Origin of the sequence: Tautonia rosea, from assembly GCF_012958305.1 — a bacterium.
In the GTDB taxonomy this organism is placed as follows: domain Bacteria; phylum Planctomycetota; class Planctomycetia; order Isosphaerales; family Isosphaeraceae; genus Tautonia; species Tautonia rosea.
Genome location: NZ_JABBYO010000024.1, coordinates 1 through 15,706, shown reverse-complemented (window position 1 = coordinate 15,706; position 15,706 = coordinate 1). Strand labels below are relative to the sequence as shown.

The following is a 15,706-nucleotide window of genomic DNA, read 5'->3' as shown; positions in this document are numbered from 1 at the left end:
CCCCCTTGCGTGGCGGGCCGTCCATGTCAGAATCGTTTCGGGTCGAGGCGAAGGAGGCTCGGCGGTGTGCCCGACTCGATCCGATCTGGCCTGATCGGTGAGTAACGCAACTGATGAACGACGATTCCGACCAGCCGCAGATGCCCCCCGAGGCGACCGACCCGCCCCCGCAAGTCACGGGGATCGATCCCGAGAGCAAACAGTCTGCGATCGACCGCGCCCTGAATCTGATCGAACGGCTGGGCAACATGCTGCCCGATCCGGCGGTTCTATTCCTCATCCTCATGGTGATTGTCTGGGGAGCGTCGGCGGCGCTTTCTCCGATCGAGTTCACTGAGATCCATCCGGTCACACAAGAGCCGATCCGAATCCAGAACCAGTTGACCGGCGAGAGCCTGGCGAATTTTCTGGCGAACATGGTCGCCACGTTCGTCGGCTTCCACCCGCTGGGGGTAGTGCTGGTGGCCTTGCTTGGAGTGGGAGTGGCTGAGCATACCGGATTTATCAACGCCGGTTTGAAGGCCCTGTTGGGGATCACGTCTCGATCTCTCCTCACACCCATGCTGATCCTGGTGGCGATAGTCAGTCACACGGCGGCCGACGCGGGATATGTGCTGGTGATCCCGCTTGGTGGGGTCATCTTTCACGCCGCCGGACGGCATCCGTTGGCCGGAATCGCAGCGGCGTTCGCGGGGGTTTCGGGTGGGTTCAGCGCGAACTTTATCCCCTCGGGGATCGATCCGTTGCTGCAAGGATTGACTCAGGCCGGTGCGCAGGTCATCGACGCAGATCGCCTGGTGAATCCACTCTGTAACTGGTATTTCACGGCAGCGTCTTCGGCCTTGATCATTCTGCTTGGCTGGTATCTGACGGATCGGATTATCGAACCTCGACTAGCAATGACCAAGGTCGATGGTGACCTGTCAGACCTTCAACCGATGGCGTCTCTCGGCACTCGGGAATGGCGAGGCCTGGTCGCCGCGCTGTTGGCGATGGTGGGCAGTCTGATCGTGCTCGGCGTGTTGAGTGCTCCGGCCGACTCACCCTTGCGATCTCCCGAGGGCGGGTTGACCGACGCGAAGGCGCGCTTGATGCAATCCATTGTCCCATTGATCTTCCTGCTGTTCTTGATTCCCGGCGTTGTCTACGGTTACGTTGCCGGAACAGTCAAGGACCACCGAGACATCATCAAGGGAATGAGCAAGTCGATGTCGGCAATGGGATATTACATTGTCCTCGCCTTTTTTGCGTCTTTGTTTATCAAGGCATTCAATGATTCGAATATTGGTGCCCTGATGGCATTGAAGGGGGCCGATGGACTTCGGGCCTTGCGACTGCCGCCACAGGTCACAATTGTCGGAATTATTCTGTTGACCGGAGCGGTAAACTTGCTGGTCGGTTCGGCCTCGGCGAAGTGGGCATTACTTTCGCCCATTTTCGTCCCAATGCTGATGCAACTGGGAATTTCTCCCGAACTGACCCAGGCCGCCTACCGAGTGGGGGATTCGACCACGAACATCATTACCCCGTTAATGCCGTATTTCCCTCTCGTGGTGGTGTACTGCCAGCGCTACGTGAGAGGGACGGGGATTGGCACCTTGGTGTCGTTGATGCTTCCGTATTCGGTGGTTTTTCTCGTGGTTTGGACTGTCTTCCTGGTGTTGTACTGGATGATTGGGATCCCGATGGGGCTCGATGCGCCGTACAGCTATCCGTGATGGGGGGGACAGGAACCGCGACGATACTCAGGAAAGACAGAGGTCCTGGGGAGGGAGAACATCCCTCCTCCCCAGGACCCCAGGCATCAGTGGCTGATCACGATGGGTCCAGGCCCATGACCGCTCGTCCCTGGTTGGACAATCGAGCGACGGTCCAGGGAGGGTTCCAGGTCAGGTCAACGACCACATTCTCAATCCCCTCAACTCTGAGGACGTGTTCACGAATTCCTTCACTCACACGGCCACCTCCTTGTGAGACAAGGAAGTCGTGGACCGGTCGCCCTCGATGGGGCATGGTCACGGTCACGAGAGCGACTCCGGCCCGCACCCGGACATCGTAAATGTAACCAAGGTCGACGATACTAGCCTCGGCGGTATAGAGTTGCTCGTCCTTGACCTGGTGGAGCGCGTGCCAGATGTTCTGTTTCTGAAGTCCGTATTCCTCGGTTTCTCCCTGGCGAGCGAGGGAACCGCTTGCAAGGGGGTGAGCACACCGGGGAAGTTCATCGGCGATCGGCTCGATCGGATTCAGAAGCCGGTGCCGCATCGCTTCCAGAGCTTCGGCGTCGCCCTCTCCGGAGAAGGGGAAGAGGTGATAGGCATTTCGTTGGTGGAAGACCGTTCCGGCGTTCAGGACGGTCTGCTGTGCCGGATATCGGCTCCAGAGTTGTCCGTGCCCGGGATAGGAGAGGGTGGGTGAGCCGGAATGGTCGATCCGATCGTGCCCGTCAACCCGATGGTCCAGCCAGAAGGCAAGAAAGGCATCCTGGCTTTGATTGTGATAGAACCCGACCCCCCAGAGGTTGTTGGCGGCCTCGGGGGGGACTGGGCCGTCGTGAAGCTTTCCCGAGCCATCGAACCAGATCAGGTTCGTGTATGAATAGCCGGAGAAAACCCACTCATCATCCCGCATGGCTTCGATCCGCACATCCTTGATCGCCTCCATGGTTCCTTCTTTGAAGAAATAGGGTAATCCTGCATGGAATGTGTAGGTCTGATCGATGTGTATCCGGCTTGGGGTGAACAGCGGATGCACGGGACTGTGAGGAAATCCCCACCGACGAAGCCGAACGAATATTGGACCCCGTTCAACCTCGAAATCGGGACATTCCGCCCAGTTTCGCACTCGGAGCTTCTGGAAGGACTCATGATCAACATAATCGTGGGCCCAATCGATTCCTGGAGGTTCACCATGCCCTTTTCCGCCGGCATAGAGCTCTAGCCCGTGTTCTCGACGTGAGGTGAGGCGTTCCAGCTGCCCGACCTGTCCGGACAGTCGAGCAACATAAAAGTGGTTGCTGATTTCCAGGTCGTAGCCTTCACCTACAACGTTTAGGTCGGTGATGTACTCGGGGCGTTCGGCGTTGGGATTGTCTGTAAAGACGAGGTATGTCGCCTGGTCGTGCTGGGGAACCTTCGCAAGAAATGTTAGACGGCAGCGCCACTCTTGATCCGAGCGAGTCACGCTGGACACCTGCGAGGGGAGCTCATGGAGGGTGCCCTGCTCGAGGTCAACTCGGGCAATACGAAGTTCTCGGTTTGGATCGGTCACCTGATCGATTCGGAGCCGGAGGCGAATTTCAACCGGTTCACCGGAGCGAGCCTGTCCGATGGTCTCGAAGATCGAGAGCGCCTGGACCAACCTCCATCCTCTTGCCCAAATGGCCCAGGGTTTCGGGAGATCGGCAACCGGCACAAAGTTTTCAGCCTCGAGATGAGGCTCGAATGGATCGAGCGTGATCTGACGATCAAATCGAATGCCTTCCCGAATGGAATCAGCCAGGGACAAGACCAAATCGAGCCGCCCCTTCTGATAGGCCTCGTGAAGCAGTCGGACCTTCGCCTCGACGGAATCTGTTCGTTCGATCGAAAGACTTCGACGCATGTCGCTTCTCAATTCTTGGAGAGTGTTCGGATGGGACAGTGACCGTCTTGTGATTGAAAAGGGAGAAGACCACCCTTTCGGATTGACGAACAACTCGACACGTTCGACCGATGATACGTCATGAAGCGGTTGATCGCTCGATGGAAATGGTCGCTGCTCCTTGACATCGGGGAGTCGGGGTGCTGCGATAGCCCTCCGATCCGACCAAGCGAGTTGCGTTCGACGACCCGATACCTGAGGTGAAAACGCGATGAGACGCCAATCTGACGACCTGCTTCAGCACACATCGAGCAACCCCGAAACGCACCCTGACTCCTCAATCTCACGACGTTTCCTACTCAGAGGGGCGATGATGGGACTTACGGGCCTGGCGATTTCTGGTGCATCAGATCGCGCAGAGAGTGCTTTCCAGAAGCAGGCCAACGCCCGATCGGATGCTCAACGAAAACCACGAGGCCAGGTGGGTCCGCTATCACTTGAGACCGAACCCTACATCGATGCTCATTCTCACATTTGGACTCCTGATCTTGTTCGATATCCCCTTGCTCCCGGATTCACTCAAAGCGAGATGCTGCCCCCGTCGTTCACGGCTGAGGAACTGCTTTCAACCTGTCGACCGTCAGGTGTGGGACGGGTGAATCTGATCCAGATGAGTTATTACGGATTCGATAATTCGTACATGGTTGACATGATCGCGGCCTATCCTGATCGCTTTATCGGGACAGCGATCATCGATCCTGAAGGGCGTGATCCTGGTGCTGAAATGGCTGACCTGGCGACAAAGGGGGTTCGAGCGTTTCGTGTTCAACCGCAGTTCCTCAAGCTTCCGATGGATCGCTGGCTCGATCACCCCGGATATGATGCGATGTTTTCCCATGCGTCTAAGAGCAAACAGGCAATTAGCTTTCTGATCGATCCCAATGCGTTGCCGGAAGTCGATCGGGTATGCCGAACGTACCCGGAGACTCCGTTCATCGTCGATCATCTTGCTCGGATCGGAGTCGATGGTCAGTTCCGAGAGCCCGATCTTCGAGCACTGTGCGATCTTGCCAGAAATCCGAATGCCTACGTCAAGATTGGAGCCTTTTACGCGCTGAGCCCAATGGGTCCGCCATATACTGACCTTGCACCCATGATTCGCCGTGTTGTTGATGCGTATGGGTCGCATCGCTGCATGTGGGAGAGTGATTGCCCATTCCAAGTGGTTGATCATTCGTATCAAGCGAGCATTGATCTCATCCAAACTCAGCTCGACTTCCTCGACGACGACGATCGACGATGGCTGTTAACTGGAACTGCCGAGTCGCTTCTCTTCGCCGAGTCAGCCTGATCCCTTTCGATGTGGGCTCAGTAGTAAAGGCGATGAACTGGATTTTCTTTTGAAGACTCTCATGAAAAAATTGATAAACAATCCGCACAATGTGGTGTCAGAGATGCTCGAAGGCCTGGTGCTTCTTGATCCGGAGCTGACCCGACTGGAGGGACACAATGTGCTCCTCACCGCGGACCTTGCCGACGCAAACCAGCCCCGACACACGGTTGCATTGATTTCTGGAGGAGGCAGCGGTCATGAACCTGCCCATGCGGGCTATGTGGGACGGGGAATGCTGTCGGCAGCGGTTCTGGGAGATGTGTTCACGTCACCGTCTACGGATGAAGTGATCGCAGCGATCCGGGCGGTCGCCGGTCCAGCCGGCGTTCTCTTAATTGTCAAGAATTACACCGGCGATCGTCTAAATTTCGGATTCGCCGCTGAGCTGGCCAGGTCCGAAGGGATTCCGGTTGAGATGGTGATTGTGGCTGATGACGTCGCCTTGTCGTCTTCGACGAACCATGCAGGACGACGGGGACTTGCCGGGACGGTTTTGGTTCACAAGGTTGCCGGAGCCGCCAGCGAGGCAGGAGCGTCCTTGGCCGAGGTCGCAGCCGAAGCCCGAAACGCTGCCGAATCGGTTCGAACCATGGGAGTCGCCCTTTCTCCGGGGATTATTCCCGTTTCAGGCAAACCTGGCTTCGATCTCGGACCACAGGAGATCGAGATCGGTCTCGGGATCCACGGCGAACCCGGGATTCGTCGTGAATCCCTCAAACCCGTCGATGAACTTGTTGATTGCTTGCTCGACCAGATTCTCGGCGATTTGAAACTCCCCACTGGCGCGTCGGTTGCCTTGCTTGTCAACAACCTCGGAGCGACCCCTCCGATGGAATTGATCCTCGTTGCCCGCCGAGCACTGTCGGAACTCAAGGCAAAAGAATTCATAGTTGAGCGTGTTTACGTGGGAACGTTTCTAACTTCCCTTGAAATGGTCGGTGTCTCACTCTCGGTGATGCGTCTTGATCGGCTTCGACAAAAACGGCTTGATGCTCCGACCCGAGCGCATGCCTGGCCCAATGCTTCTGATCGATCCCGTTCGGCTCCAAGTTCGATTGCTGAATCATCAGGCAGGCTGGCTGAAATCCTACCTTCCGAAGCGTCTTCACTCACGAAACAAGAGCGCGGATTGGGTCATGCTCTTCATCGGATCGTCGATGCCTTGCTTGACGCGGAACCTTTGCTAACTGATTCGGATCGGGTGTCAGGCGATGGTGACCTGGGAATCAGTCTGGCTCGGGGTGCCCGGGCCATTCGGGAACTCCTTCCTTCGCTCCCCACTGACGACCCAGCCGCGACACTTCGAGCCTTGGCCGCGACGATTCAGAAATCCGTCGGTGGAACAACTGGTCCTCTTTATGCCGCGGGGCTTTACCGAGCCTCAACCTGCTTTCGTTCTACGACCGGAACCGACGCCCAAACCTGGGCGTTCGCCCTTCGTTCCGCGATCGACGCGATTGCCGAGATCGGGGGTGCCCAAGCTGGAGATCGGACGATGCTCGATGCGCTGATTCCCGCGTCAAAGAGCCTCGATCAGACACTAAACGCAGGAGCCACCCCAATCCAGGCCCTTCGTGCCGCCGTATCCTCCGCCGATCTCGGTGTGCAATCCACGACCCAGATGATGCCTCGCCAAGGCCGATCGAGCTACCTCGGCTCCCGTGTCCTCGGTCATCCTGACCCCGGAGCACAGGCCGTCTCAATCTGGCTTCACGCGTTGTCAAACACTCAATAAACCTTACTCAACGCGATCCCAACCCTCGTCGATTCGATTCACTTGTTCCTCCTGTCACTCTGGTTTCGCACGATTTGAACACTCGCCTCATCAATCGGACTTGAAACATCGGCATCTTGCTGATTTAATATCTCTCACACCCTGCGCAACCCACGACCCAATCATTTTCGTTCTTTTTTCTTCACTTTTTTCGCATTTCCAGATTTCTCTATTGGGGAATGGTGTAACGGTAGCACGCTTGACTCTGGATCAAGTAGTCTAGGTTCGAATCCTAGTTCCCCAGCTTCCAAGAAACCCGCTGAAATGGCGGGTTTTTTCATGCGCACAAAGGACTTACGACGCCTTCGGCTTGCGGCGCTTCGTGTCGGAAGGTGCCACGGAATGACCTGAGATGTCGTCAGTGAGGGGAACCGAGAGGGGAACCGAAGGGGAACCAGAACCGGCGGCAGGGGGAACCGAAGGCGCAGCAGGCGACGTTTTCACTGCCCTTATCACTGCGCCAGTGATAAGACCGGAATCGTCGGCAGGGGGAACCGAAGGGGAACCGGACCGGTCGACGGGGGGAACCGAAGGCGCGACGGACGGAATCGCCTCGACGGCACCGGCGAGGTCGAGCAATCGCGGATCGGTGTAGACGTTGGCGGTGAGCTTCGGGTCGGAATGCCGCATGAGCTTCTGAGCGGTCGTCAGAGGGACACCGGCGGCAGCGAGGTAAGACCCGAAGGTGAGGCGAAGGCTATGCAGGTCGACCTGGTCGCCGTCGCCGTTGTATCGGTCGATCTTGGCGCGGCGGCAGTCGGCATGGAAGCGTTTGATGAGGTCGGCAGGGACATCGAAGACCGGGTCGGTCGGTCGGCGTCCCTCGACGCGAGGTCGAAGCAAGGGGACCAGGTCGGCACGCAACGGCAGGGTGTCCGACTTGCCGTTCTTCGTGATTGCCGCCGACAACCGAAGGTGAGGCGTCGAGGCGTCGAGGCGGCAGTCGGCGACCGTCAGAAGACGGACCTCGTTGATTCGGAGTCCGGTCCCGGCGAGTAAGGCATACAGGCCGGCTCTGTCGCTCCCTGTGAGGCGTTGCGCCGGTCGGCGGGTGGATTTGTCATCCCCTTCGCCTCGCGTTGTCTCAGGGCGTTCTGGCGCGTTCTGAGCGGCATCGACGAGGCGTCGCAATTCGTCCGGAGTCAAGGCCCGTCGAGGACGGCGTCGGTCGGCGTCGAGATTCGCCTTCGGCAAGGCGGCGAAAGGGTTCGACGGCAGGCGACCGACCCGGACACACCATGAGGCGAAGGCGGCAGCGGCGACCCGGAAGGCGTCGCGGGATCGGGCGGACCTCGTCGGTCGTCCGTCCTCGCCGGGTCGGCTCTGGTCGGCAAGCCAGCGTTCAAGGTCATCGCGCCTCATGTCGGCGAGGCGGAACCATCGTAGATCGGCGGCGAGGCGTCGAAGGTAGCGCCCGGTGTTGTCCCGGTGCGATTTCGAGCCGGTGAGGGTCGCGAGGTAGGCGTCGATCTGGTCGCCGATGGCACCGGCGGACCGCTCGACGGCGGCAGCTTCGGCAGGGGAGATGACACCGGCGCGGACCCGGTCGACTTGCCGTTCCAGGTCGGCGAGGCGTTGCTCCGCTGCCGCCTTGTCCCGGCATCCGGTCGATTCCTCTCGGACCCGTCCGTCGGCGTCGCGATAGCGGCAGAGGTAGACGCCGGTTTCCTGCCGGACGACCTCGCGTCCGTCGTCGAGGGTCACGACCTCTGCCGTCATCGGTCGCCGTGCGCCGCGAGGCGTCCACTTCGCCTGCCGTTGTCCCTTGCTGTCCTCGACGATTACGGCGTTCGTCGGAACCGGTCGATTGACGACCTTGCGGAAGACCCTTCCCATCGGCTCATCTCCCTACCCTTGCCGCCGGTCGTCCCCTTGCGTCGCGAGGCGAAGGGGATGCCGGGTTGTCCTACACTCGTGTCGCTGCCCCGCTGCCGAGTAAAACCCAATAAAATGCGGCGTCGTACGGTGGTACGGCGTCCGCATCATATTACGGACGAAGTCCGAATATAGGATAGGTGGCACCAGCGACCACACTTTTTGTCACCAGTGATACCCAAAAGGTTTCACCAGTGACACCCTTTTCTCTCCCTCATTCCTCGCCGTCAATCCATCGGGCGGCGACCGGATTGAGCTTACGGAAGGCGTCGAGCGGCAGCAAGGTATACAGGGTCGCCTTGCCAGGGACGCCGGGTTTAACGATCGTGATTTTCCCCTGGTCGACGAGGGATTGAACGGCTCGAATCGTCGAGGATCGGCTCATCCCCCCTCGCGTCGCGAGGTCGGACAATCCGGCCCGCGCCGTCCCGTCCGGCTTGGTATCGCGCAGCAAGGCGAGGTAGACGACCATTTCGGAGCGGTTCAAGTCCCTCATGTCGACATCGGCGAGGCCATGCAACAGGCTCATCCATTGGCGCCAGAACCAGCGGCGTTTGTTGGCGTCGGATCGGTTCGGACGGCTCATCGTTTCTTCCCCTTGCCGTTCGACGCTACGGTCATCGTCCAATCGGTCGAAGGTGACCAGGGATTGAGCTTGAACCGTTGGGTCCGCCGATGGAATTCGAGGGAAACGTCGCGTTGCTCGCCGTCCCGACACTTGGCATGGTGCAAGGTCATCGACCGGACAAGGCTCGACGGGTCGTCGTCCTCGCTGGGATAGAGCAGCAAGGCGTCATCGGCACCGTATTCGAGTTCAGACGATTCGCGGAACGATCCTAAACCCATGCCTTTCCCCTCATATTTCGCCTGTCCGCCTCTCGCCAGCGCGGCAGCGGCGAGGATCGCGATTCCGCCGACATTGGCAAGGCGCCTCATCTCGGACATCAGGGCGTTGATTCGGTCCCGCATGCCGTCCGCCTTGCTCGCCGGCGCGATCCGTTGAAGATAATCGAGGACGACCAGGTCGGCGCCATGGTCGCTTGCGGCGGTCGCGATGGCGTCGAGCCGGTGAGGGTCGGACCCGAAGGCGAGGCGGTCCCCAGCGGCGCCAATCCGGCTTGCCGCCTCGTCGAGCTTGCGGCGGTCGGCAGGGTCAACCTGCCGTTTCCGAATCGCGGTGAGCGGGATCCCGGACAATCGGGATAGCTGCCGGGTCATCAGGGTCATCGGCGACATCTCGACGTTGGCGACGAGGACGCGAAGGTCGGGATTGGTTTCGAGCATGCCGAAGACCCATTGCAGGATCGCGGCAGTCTTCCCGGCGCCCGGTCCCCCGCCGACGAGGACAATCCGACCCGGCGCGAGTTCGACATGGTCGAAGCATTCGTCGCCGGACGACCAGGTGAGCGGCGGTTCGGTGCTGTGCAGGTCGTCGAGCCAATCGCCGAACAACCCTTCGGCAGTGACGAAGGTTCTCATGCGGCGTCCCCTTCGCTCTGCCGTCGAGCGTGTTCGATGCCGCATTGAATCTGCCGGATGACCTCGCGAGGCGGCAGGCCCGTATCGAGTCCCGGACCGGTGAGCAAGGCGACGATGAGGTCTTCGACGGTGCCGAATTCGGCGAGGTTTGCGGCAGCGCTGAAAAGGCGAGCATGCCTTGAACCGACCTCGACGGCGACCGGGTCGAGCATGAGGTCGCGGGTTGACGGCGTGATCCTGCCGCCGGTGTTGCTGCCGACCTGCCGCCGGACCTCGACCCGCTGCCGACTCTGCCGCCGGACCTCACCGGCGACCGTTCGCCAGTCGTCCGCCAATCGCGAGAGCGGCGAAGGGGATGACGGCAGGTCGAAGGGAATCGGCTCGACGGCGCGGCGTCGGACCTTGTCGGCGTCGAGATAGAGCAGGTCGTCGAGGTCGAGGCGGACCTTGAACAATCCCGTCTTCCGGTGCCTCGAATTCGGGGCGCGGAAGGGTCGGACCCGGTCGTAGACTCCCTGGTCGATGTCGATTCCGACCTCGTCGGCGAGGCGGCAGGCGAACGCCTTCGCGACGGTGTGATTGTCCTCTGCCGCTTCCATCGGCGGCATCGGGATTGAGACATGGAACCCTTTCGACCCGGAATAGCTGATGACCAGGTCATCGGCGTCGAGGTCGAGCCGATCGACCAGGAAGGCGGCGAGCTTCCGAGCGTCCCGGACGGCGTCGTCGAGGTCATCCCGGTCGAGGTCGAAGTGAACGAAGGGGGCGCCGACCGACCCGGCATAGCCTGCCGTCGAGCCGGTGGCGTCGAGATGTTGCTTGAACGCCTTCGGGAAGGTGAAGGCACTCAGGAAGGCAGGCAGCGACGGTTGAACCCTCGAATCGGCGGCAGCATACAGGGACCATGCCTTGCGAGCGTCGACAAGGCGTCGAGGGTTGTCCGCGCCGCCCACCATGCGGAAGGCGAGCGGCGCGTCGGTCATCGGTATCGCGACCTCCGGTCATCATCAGGGTCAACGGCGTCGCGCGGCATCCCCTTCGCCCCGCGTTGTTCCCCTGCTTGCCAGTCGAAACCGTCGTCGTCGACGGCGTCCGCCTCGACGGCGCGGACCTTGACGGCATCGGGGTTGAACAGTTCCCCCCTCGCCGTCGCGACCCGTTCGGCGAAGCGTCGGACATCCTCATGAGAACCGAAGTCCTCGTCGTCCTCGTCGGGGTCGAGGTCGTCCTCATCCGGTGCCAACGGGTCGACGGTCGGCGCCTCGTCGAGAACCTTGAACGCCACGACGCGATTGAAGGTCGACCCGTCGTCCTCGCTTCGGAGCGCGACCTTCACTTCGGCGACCAGGCCCGAAGGCAAGGGACGCCTCATGTCGGCAGGGTTGCGAATCCCCAGCTTCGCGAGGTCGCGCTTCGAGGTCGGCAACGCCTTCGGGGTCAACCAGAGGTCATGGAAGACCTTCCGTCCGGCATGGTCGCCGTCGAGGACTTCGAAGGTGACCTTGAATGACGGCGTCCCGGTCTTCGCCTCGCTGAGCTTTCCATCGGCGACGAGACACCGATAGACGCCGGACGGGATCGGCTGGAATTCGCCAGCGGCGTCCGTCGTGTTCCAGAGGTCGTCAAACCCGCTGCCGCCGGATAGAATGTCGTCGAGGCGCGGACGTTGATTGGCCATGTTCGTGTCTCACAATCGTCGAGCCGGAATGAATCAAGGCGCCTTCCGGGGGTCACGACCCGGAAGGCGTCGCCGGTTTCAGGATTCGTCTTCGGGGTCGGGATCTGGAATCGGATGAGCGGCGAGATAGCGTCGGACAGTGTCGGCGTCGACGCATAAACGCCAGCAAAACAGATAATTGGTATGTCGTCCGCCTCGCGTCGTCGCGATCGGCGGACCGGTCGGAACGATCATCCCGGCGCGGCGAAGGTCGAGGATCGCCGTTCCGACATACGTTTTGTTGCCACTTGGACCCGGCGGCAAAGCATCGTCGAGGTCCGGCGCCGACACGGTCCCGACGGCGAGCAACCGGTCGAGAACGGCATGCTTGGCGGTCGCGAGGTGAGCCGCACACTTCGGGCGCCGGTGCTTCCGGTGTCCCTTCTCGCGTTCGACGGCGCCGTCTTTGGACCGACCCGGCGAGGGGTCGGTCGGCGAGGGGTTTGAAGGCGGCAGGTTAGCCATAGCGGCGCCTCCCTGCCGGTCGGCAACCGTCGAGGATGAACCGGTCGAGGTCGACCTCATCCCAGCGTCGAAGGCGTCCGAGCTTGACGCCGGTGGGAATCGTCCCGGCATCAGCGGCGCGGAAAACCTGCCGCTTGCTCATTCCCAGCTTCGCGGCGACCTGGTCGGCGTCGATGAGGCGACGAGTCGAAAGCGACGAAGGGGATGCCGCTTCAATTGCAGTCATAATCGAATCTCCCGGAACGGCAGGTCACAATGACTGCCGCTTCCGAGAGAATCATCAGGCCGATCGTGACGCCTCGACCTCGCGAGGATTTTTTGTCACGCGGGTTGAAGCGTCAATGTCTGGGGTCGCCAGTAAACCGCCGAAGGTGCCAGCGGGTCAAAAGTCGCGTGACAGAAAACGGGATCACTTGACAGGCATTTTCTGTCACGCGGTCGAAGTTTTCTGTCGCCTTTTAATTCGGCGGACGATGTCCTCTGCCTGTTTCGCCGTTATCGTTGGGAATGTGGGTTTCAGGTCGGCGGCGATGCCGTGATAGAGCTTCGATTCGCCGTCGTCGTCCCGGTCGCGGCGTTTTTCGTACAGAGCCCAGACTTCCGCTTCTTTCTTGCCGTCCGGTCCCGGCGGTTTCGACCTCGACCCTTTCGGTCGTCCGCGCTTTCGCGACCCTCGACCCTTCGCGGCATCCCCTTCGCTCCCCCCGCTCGATGGCTGCGTCGTCGCGTTCGGTCGAAGGTCTGGCCGCCGGTGCCAGAGCATGAGCCGGTACGCTTCCAGGCTTCCCATTTCGATCGCCGGAGCGCTGGAAAAGGGGACACTTCCGCAATGTGGGCACACGCTCGCGAGTGCATAGACGGGCTGTCCGCACGCTACGCAGGGGGCTGATGGCGGCATCATGTTGTTCCCTACCAGGTGAACGGGTTGAGCCGGACGGCGCGGCAGAGGTAGGGTGTCCGCCTTGCCGTCCGACTCACTTCGGCTCTGGTCGATCGCGACTCAACCAGAACAACCCGCTGTTCGGAAAGATACCACAGAACGGGCGACCAGGTCGAGGACAGTCCTGAAACGCATCCATCACCTTGTTGCCCAAAAAAGTGATGAATAAACGCAGGGTTCGGTGGTGACGTGTGCAGGGTTTGGCGTCTGGGAATTCGAAGGACACCCCTCCCCCTTCTATCACTCTCCCCTCGCCGTCCTCTTTGAGTGGCAAGACCGGCAAAGCGGTTTCAGGTTGTCCGGGTCGAGCGCCAGGTCGGGGCGCCTGGCTCGGCTCTGGATGTGGTGAACTTCAGTGGCGGGTGTGGTGGTCCCCTTCGCCTCGCAGTCCTCACAGAGCGGCTTGTCGAGCAAGATCGCGGCGCGGAGTCGTCGCCAACGGGGCGAACTGGTGAAAGTGTTCGACTCACTGCGGGTGACCGATGGTCTGGGTCGGTAGCTCTTGATCTTCTCGGCAGGTTGGTAGGTTCTGATACGGCGGGTCACTCGGCTGTCTCCTGGTCGGCGGGTTTCAACGCAAAGCTTTTCTTAGTTGCGCGGTCGCGATGTTTGGGGGACGTGTGCAGGGTCCGGGAGTCTACAGATTCGGGCACACCCTCCCCTCTGGTCACTCGACCTCATCGCGACGCGATCCGATCGGCTTCTGTCAAACGAGGGGAACCGACGGGGGAACCGGATTCGAGGCGAGACGCAAAGCCAATTCCTAGAACGCTTTCGGAGCGGTGTCCGCTTGACTCTGGATCAAGTAGTCTAGGTTCGAATCCTAGTTCCCCAGCTCCACTTCACCTAGAGCCTGTTGATTTAACTCACTACCAGAAAATGATTTGCTTTGAATGGCATTGTGGACAATCCCGCTTAACTCCCAGTGAAGCGGCTTGAAGAGCTGAGGACTGATCATCTCAGGGATGAAGCCGAGGCACAGTAGAAATATATCGTCGATTTCCTGCGGTGCTCTCCTAGGGAATGGGGTCCTGGCGAGGTGAGAGATAATCCTTCTCGGGCTGACCTAGCCCAACAGAGCGTCTGAGGTGTGGTTGTCGGTTTGAGAATGGGTACAGAACGATCATGTCCGTCTTGCGAACCACCCAGACGCGTCATGGAGATCGTTCTACGGACACGTTCTCCTCGAAGGTTTTTCAAAGAGTGCAGAAGACCTTTTCTGCGTCCTGAGGTCTCGTCACGTCGGGAGAGGAACCTCAGTGCCGAGGGCCTATTCCATTGCCTGTTTGATCTAAGTTAGCCAGAAATTCTTGGACAGGACGCCTGCGGTCTTCCGCCGCTGCCGGCCGCTCATTAACGTCAGGTGGTCGATGGCCCGCTCCAGTGACTCGCCGAACTGCGGCGTCGGCTCGTTAGCCAGGACGTGCCCCTTGATCTCCCATCACAGCCCTTCGAGCGGGTTCAGCTCCGGGCACGCCGTCGGCTGGAACCGCAGCTCCACCCCCAACTCGCCCGCCAGGGCTAGCGACCGCCTCGCCGTGTGTGGCGAGCCGCGGTCCACGAACAGGACGATCCTTCAGCCGCGCCACGTCGAGCGGAGATGCCGCAGGTGCGACTGGAAGCCGTCCTGGTTCAACTGAGCCGCCCGGTCCAGGCAGAGCGTGCCGGTGCCGATCGCCATCGCCCCGAACAGGACGCGGCGATCGCGGTTGCCGGTGATCGGCACCTTGGCCTGCTCGCCGGCCTTCGCCCAGCCGTCGCGCAGCGGCGGCGACTCGGCGAGGATTGTGGCGTCGGAGAACAGGACGACGGTGCGCGTGCGCCCGGCCAGCCCGCGCCTCAGCCCCCCTTTGCCTGCCGCCAGGTGGGTGAGCGGCGGGAGAGGACGAAACGGGGCTGCTTCCAGCGATAGCCCAGGCCGTGCGGGCGCGGCGCATGGTCGTGCCGCTGGCGTCGCGGCCGACCGAGCGCTCGGGGTGGGCGACCAGCAGGGGAACGGTCGAGATGCTCTGGCGATAGCCGGCGGCGCGGGGGTCGGAGGCCAATGCCGCCTCGGCCAGCTCGGCGGCGGCCCGCCTGGCCTTGGGCTGGCGCCCGGCACGCGGCCGGTCGGCCAGCGACGGGGCCGTCCGGCGATCGGACCGGTAGCGCGCGGCCCAGCCGTAGACGGAGGAGCGGCCGACGCCGAGGCGGGCGGCCACCTCCTCGGGGGCCTAGCCGGCGCCGAGGTCCAGCAGGGCCAACGCCCGGTGGATGACGCGGCGGTCATCGGACCGCTTCGCCAGGCCGCGAAGGTGGTCGCGCTCGGCGTCGGTGAGCGTGACGATGGCCATGGTCGCGACTCCGAGGGAGAGCATCGCAACCGTAGGTCGCGTCCTCACGGTCGTCCAGGAACCTCTGGCGACCCACTTAGTAGGGCCCAAACCATTGCCCCGTCCTCTCCATAGCGTGCCGGTATGGACTCGCCCTGTGTGATTCTGT

General features: G+C 61.1%; 14 protein-coding genes and 1 tRNA gene. 4 read left to right on the top strand and 11 right to left on the bottom strand.

The genetic code is table 11. From position 1 onward, the window contains the following. Positions 1-140 precede the first annotated feature (140 nt). Entirely contained in the window at positions 141-1,718 is a 1,578-nt protein-coding gene (locus tag HG800_RS25440; RefSeq protein ID WP_390622666.1) for an AbgT family transporter, read from the top strand. 97 nt (positions 1,719-1,815) lie between these two features. On the opposite strand, the gene HG800_RS25435 is transcribed toward HG800_RS25440, so the two are convergent. Further along, positions 1,816-3,603: a metal-sulfur cluster assembly factor gene (locus HG800_RS25435; protein WP_169980920.1), complete on the bottom strand. Its 1,788-nt coding sequence runs from the start codon at positions 3,601-3,603 to the stop codon at positions 1,816-1,818. Between the two features lie 460 nt (positions 3,604-4,063). Between HG800_RS25435 and HG800_RS25430 the strand changes: the two genes are divergently transcribed. The 3 genes from HG800_RS25430 to HG800_RS25420 all read left to right on the top strand — a co-directional run bounded on the left by HG800_RS25430 (position 4,064) and on the right by HG800_RS25420 (position 6,993). After that, positions 4,064-4,933: an amidohydrolase family protein gene (locus HG800_RS25430; RefSeq protein WP_315852108.1), complete on the top strand. Its 870-nt coding sequence runs from the start codon at positions 4,064-4,066 to the stop codon at positions 4,931-4,933. Positions 4,934-4,994: 61 nt separating this feature from the next. Continuing rightward, a complete protein-coding gene (locus HG800_RS25425; RefSeq protein WP_169980918.1) occupies positions 4,995-6,710 on the top strand; it encodes a dihydroxyacetone kinase family protein in 1,716 nt (571 codons plus the stop codon). A 212-nt stretch (positions 6,711-6,922) separates the two neighbouring features. Next, positions 6,923-6,993, top strand: a tRNA-Gln gene (locus HG800_RS25420). 50 nt (positions 6,994-7,043) lie between these two features. On the opposite strand, the gene HG800_RS25415 is transcribed toward HG800_RS25420, so the two are convergent. From HG800_RS25415 to HG800_RS25370, 10 genes are all read right to left on the bottom strand, one after another. Next, positions 7,044-8,585: a tyrosine-type recombinase/integrase gene (locus tag HG800_RS25415; RefSeq protein ID WP_169980916.1), complete on the bottom strand. Its 1,542-nt coding sequence runs from the start codon at positions 8,583-8,585 to the stop codon at positions 7,044-7,046. A 253-nt stretch (positions 8,586-8,838) separates the two neighbouring features. After that, a complete protein-coding gene (locus tag HG800_RS25410; RefSeq protein WP_169980914.1) occupies positions 8,839-9,210 on the bottom strand; it encodes a helix-turn-helix domain-containing protein in 372 nt (123 codons plus the stop codon). Then, a complete protein-coding gene (locus HG800_RS25405) occupies positions 9,207-10,103 on the bottom strand; it encodes a DnaB-like helicase C-terminal domain-containing protein (RefSeq protein ID WP_169980912.1) in 897 nt (298 codons plus the stop codon). The genes HG800_RS25410 and HG800_RS25405 overlap by 4 nt, the downstream gene beginning before the upstream one ends. Continuing rightward, the gene (locus HG800_RS25400; protein ID WP_169980910.1) at positions 10,100-11,086 is read right to left on the bottom strand and encodes a hypothetical protein; all 987 of its coding nucleotides are present in this window, start codon (positions 11,084-11,086) and stop codon (positions 10,100-10,102) included. Before HG800_RS25400 ends, HG800_RS25405 begins: the two co-directional genes overlap by 4 nt. Then, complete coding sequence (locus HG800_RS25395) at positions 11,083-11,781, bottom strand: DUF669 domain-containing protein (protein ID WP_169980908.1); 699 nt, start codon at positions 11,779-11,781, stop codon at positions 11,083-11,085. Before HG800_RS25395 ends, HG800_RS25400 begins: the two co-directional genes overlap by 4 nt. 78 nt (positions 11,782-11,859) lie before the next feature. After that, a complete protein-coding gene (locus HG800_RS25390; protein WP_169980906.1) occupies positions 11,860-12,285 on the bottom strand; it encodes a hypothetical protein in 426 nt (141 codons plus the stop codon). Beyond that, positions 12,278-12,511, bottom strand: a complete 234-nt coding sequence (locus tag HG800_RS25385) for a helix-turn-helix transcriptional regulator (RefSeq protein ID WP_169980904.1) — start codon at positions 12,509-12,511, stop codon at positions 12,278-12,280. Before HG800_RS25385 ends, HG800_RS25390 begins: the two co-directional genes overlap by 8 nt. A 954-nt stretch (positions 12,512-13,465) precedes the next feature. After that, positions 13,466-13,771 carry an HNH endonuclease gene (locus HG800_RS28340; protein ID WP_169980902.1) on the bottom strand — a complete coding sequence of 102 codons (306 nt, stop codon included), beginning with the start codon at positions 13,769-13,771 and terminating at the stop codon, positions 13,466-13,468. Positions 13,772-14,637: 866 nt separating this feature from the next. Then, positions 14,638-15,426 carry a hypothetical protein gene (locus HG800_RS25375; protein ID WP_169980899.1) on the bottom strand — a complete coding sequence of 263 codons (789 nt, stop codon included), beginning with the start codon at positions 15,424-15,426 and terminating at the stop codon, positions 14,638-14,640. Positions 15,427-15,438: 12 nt separating this feature from the next. Further along, complete coding sequence (locus HG800_RS25370) at positions 15,439-15,606, bottom strand: hypothetical protein (protein ID WP_169980897.1); 168 nt, start codon at positions 15,604-15,606, stop codon at positions 15,439-15,441. Positions 15,607-15,706 lie beyond the last annotated feature (100 nt).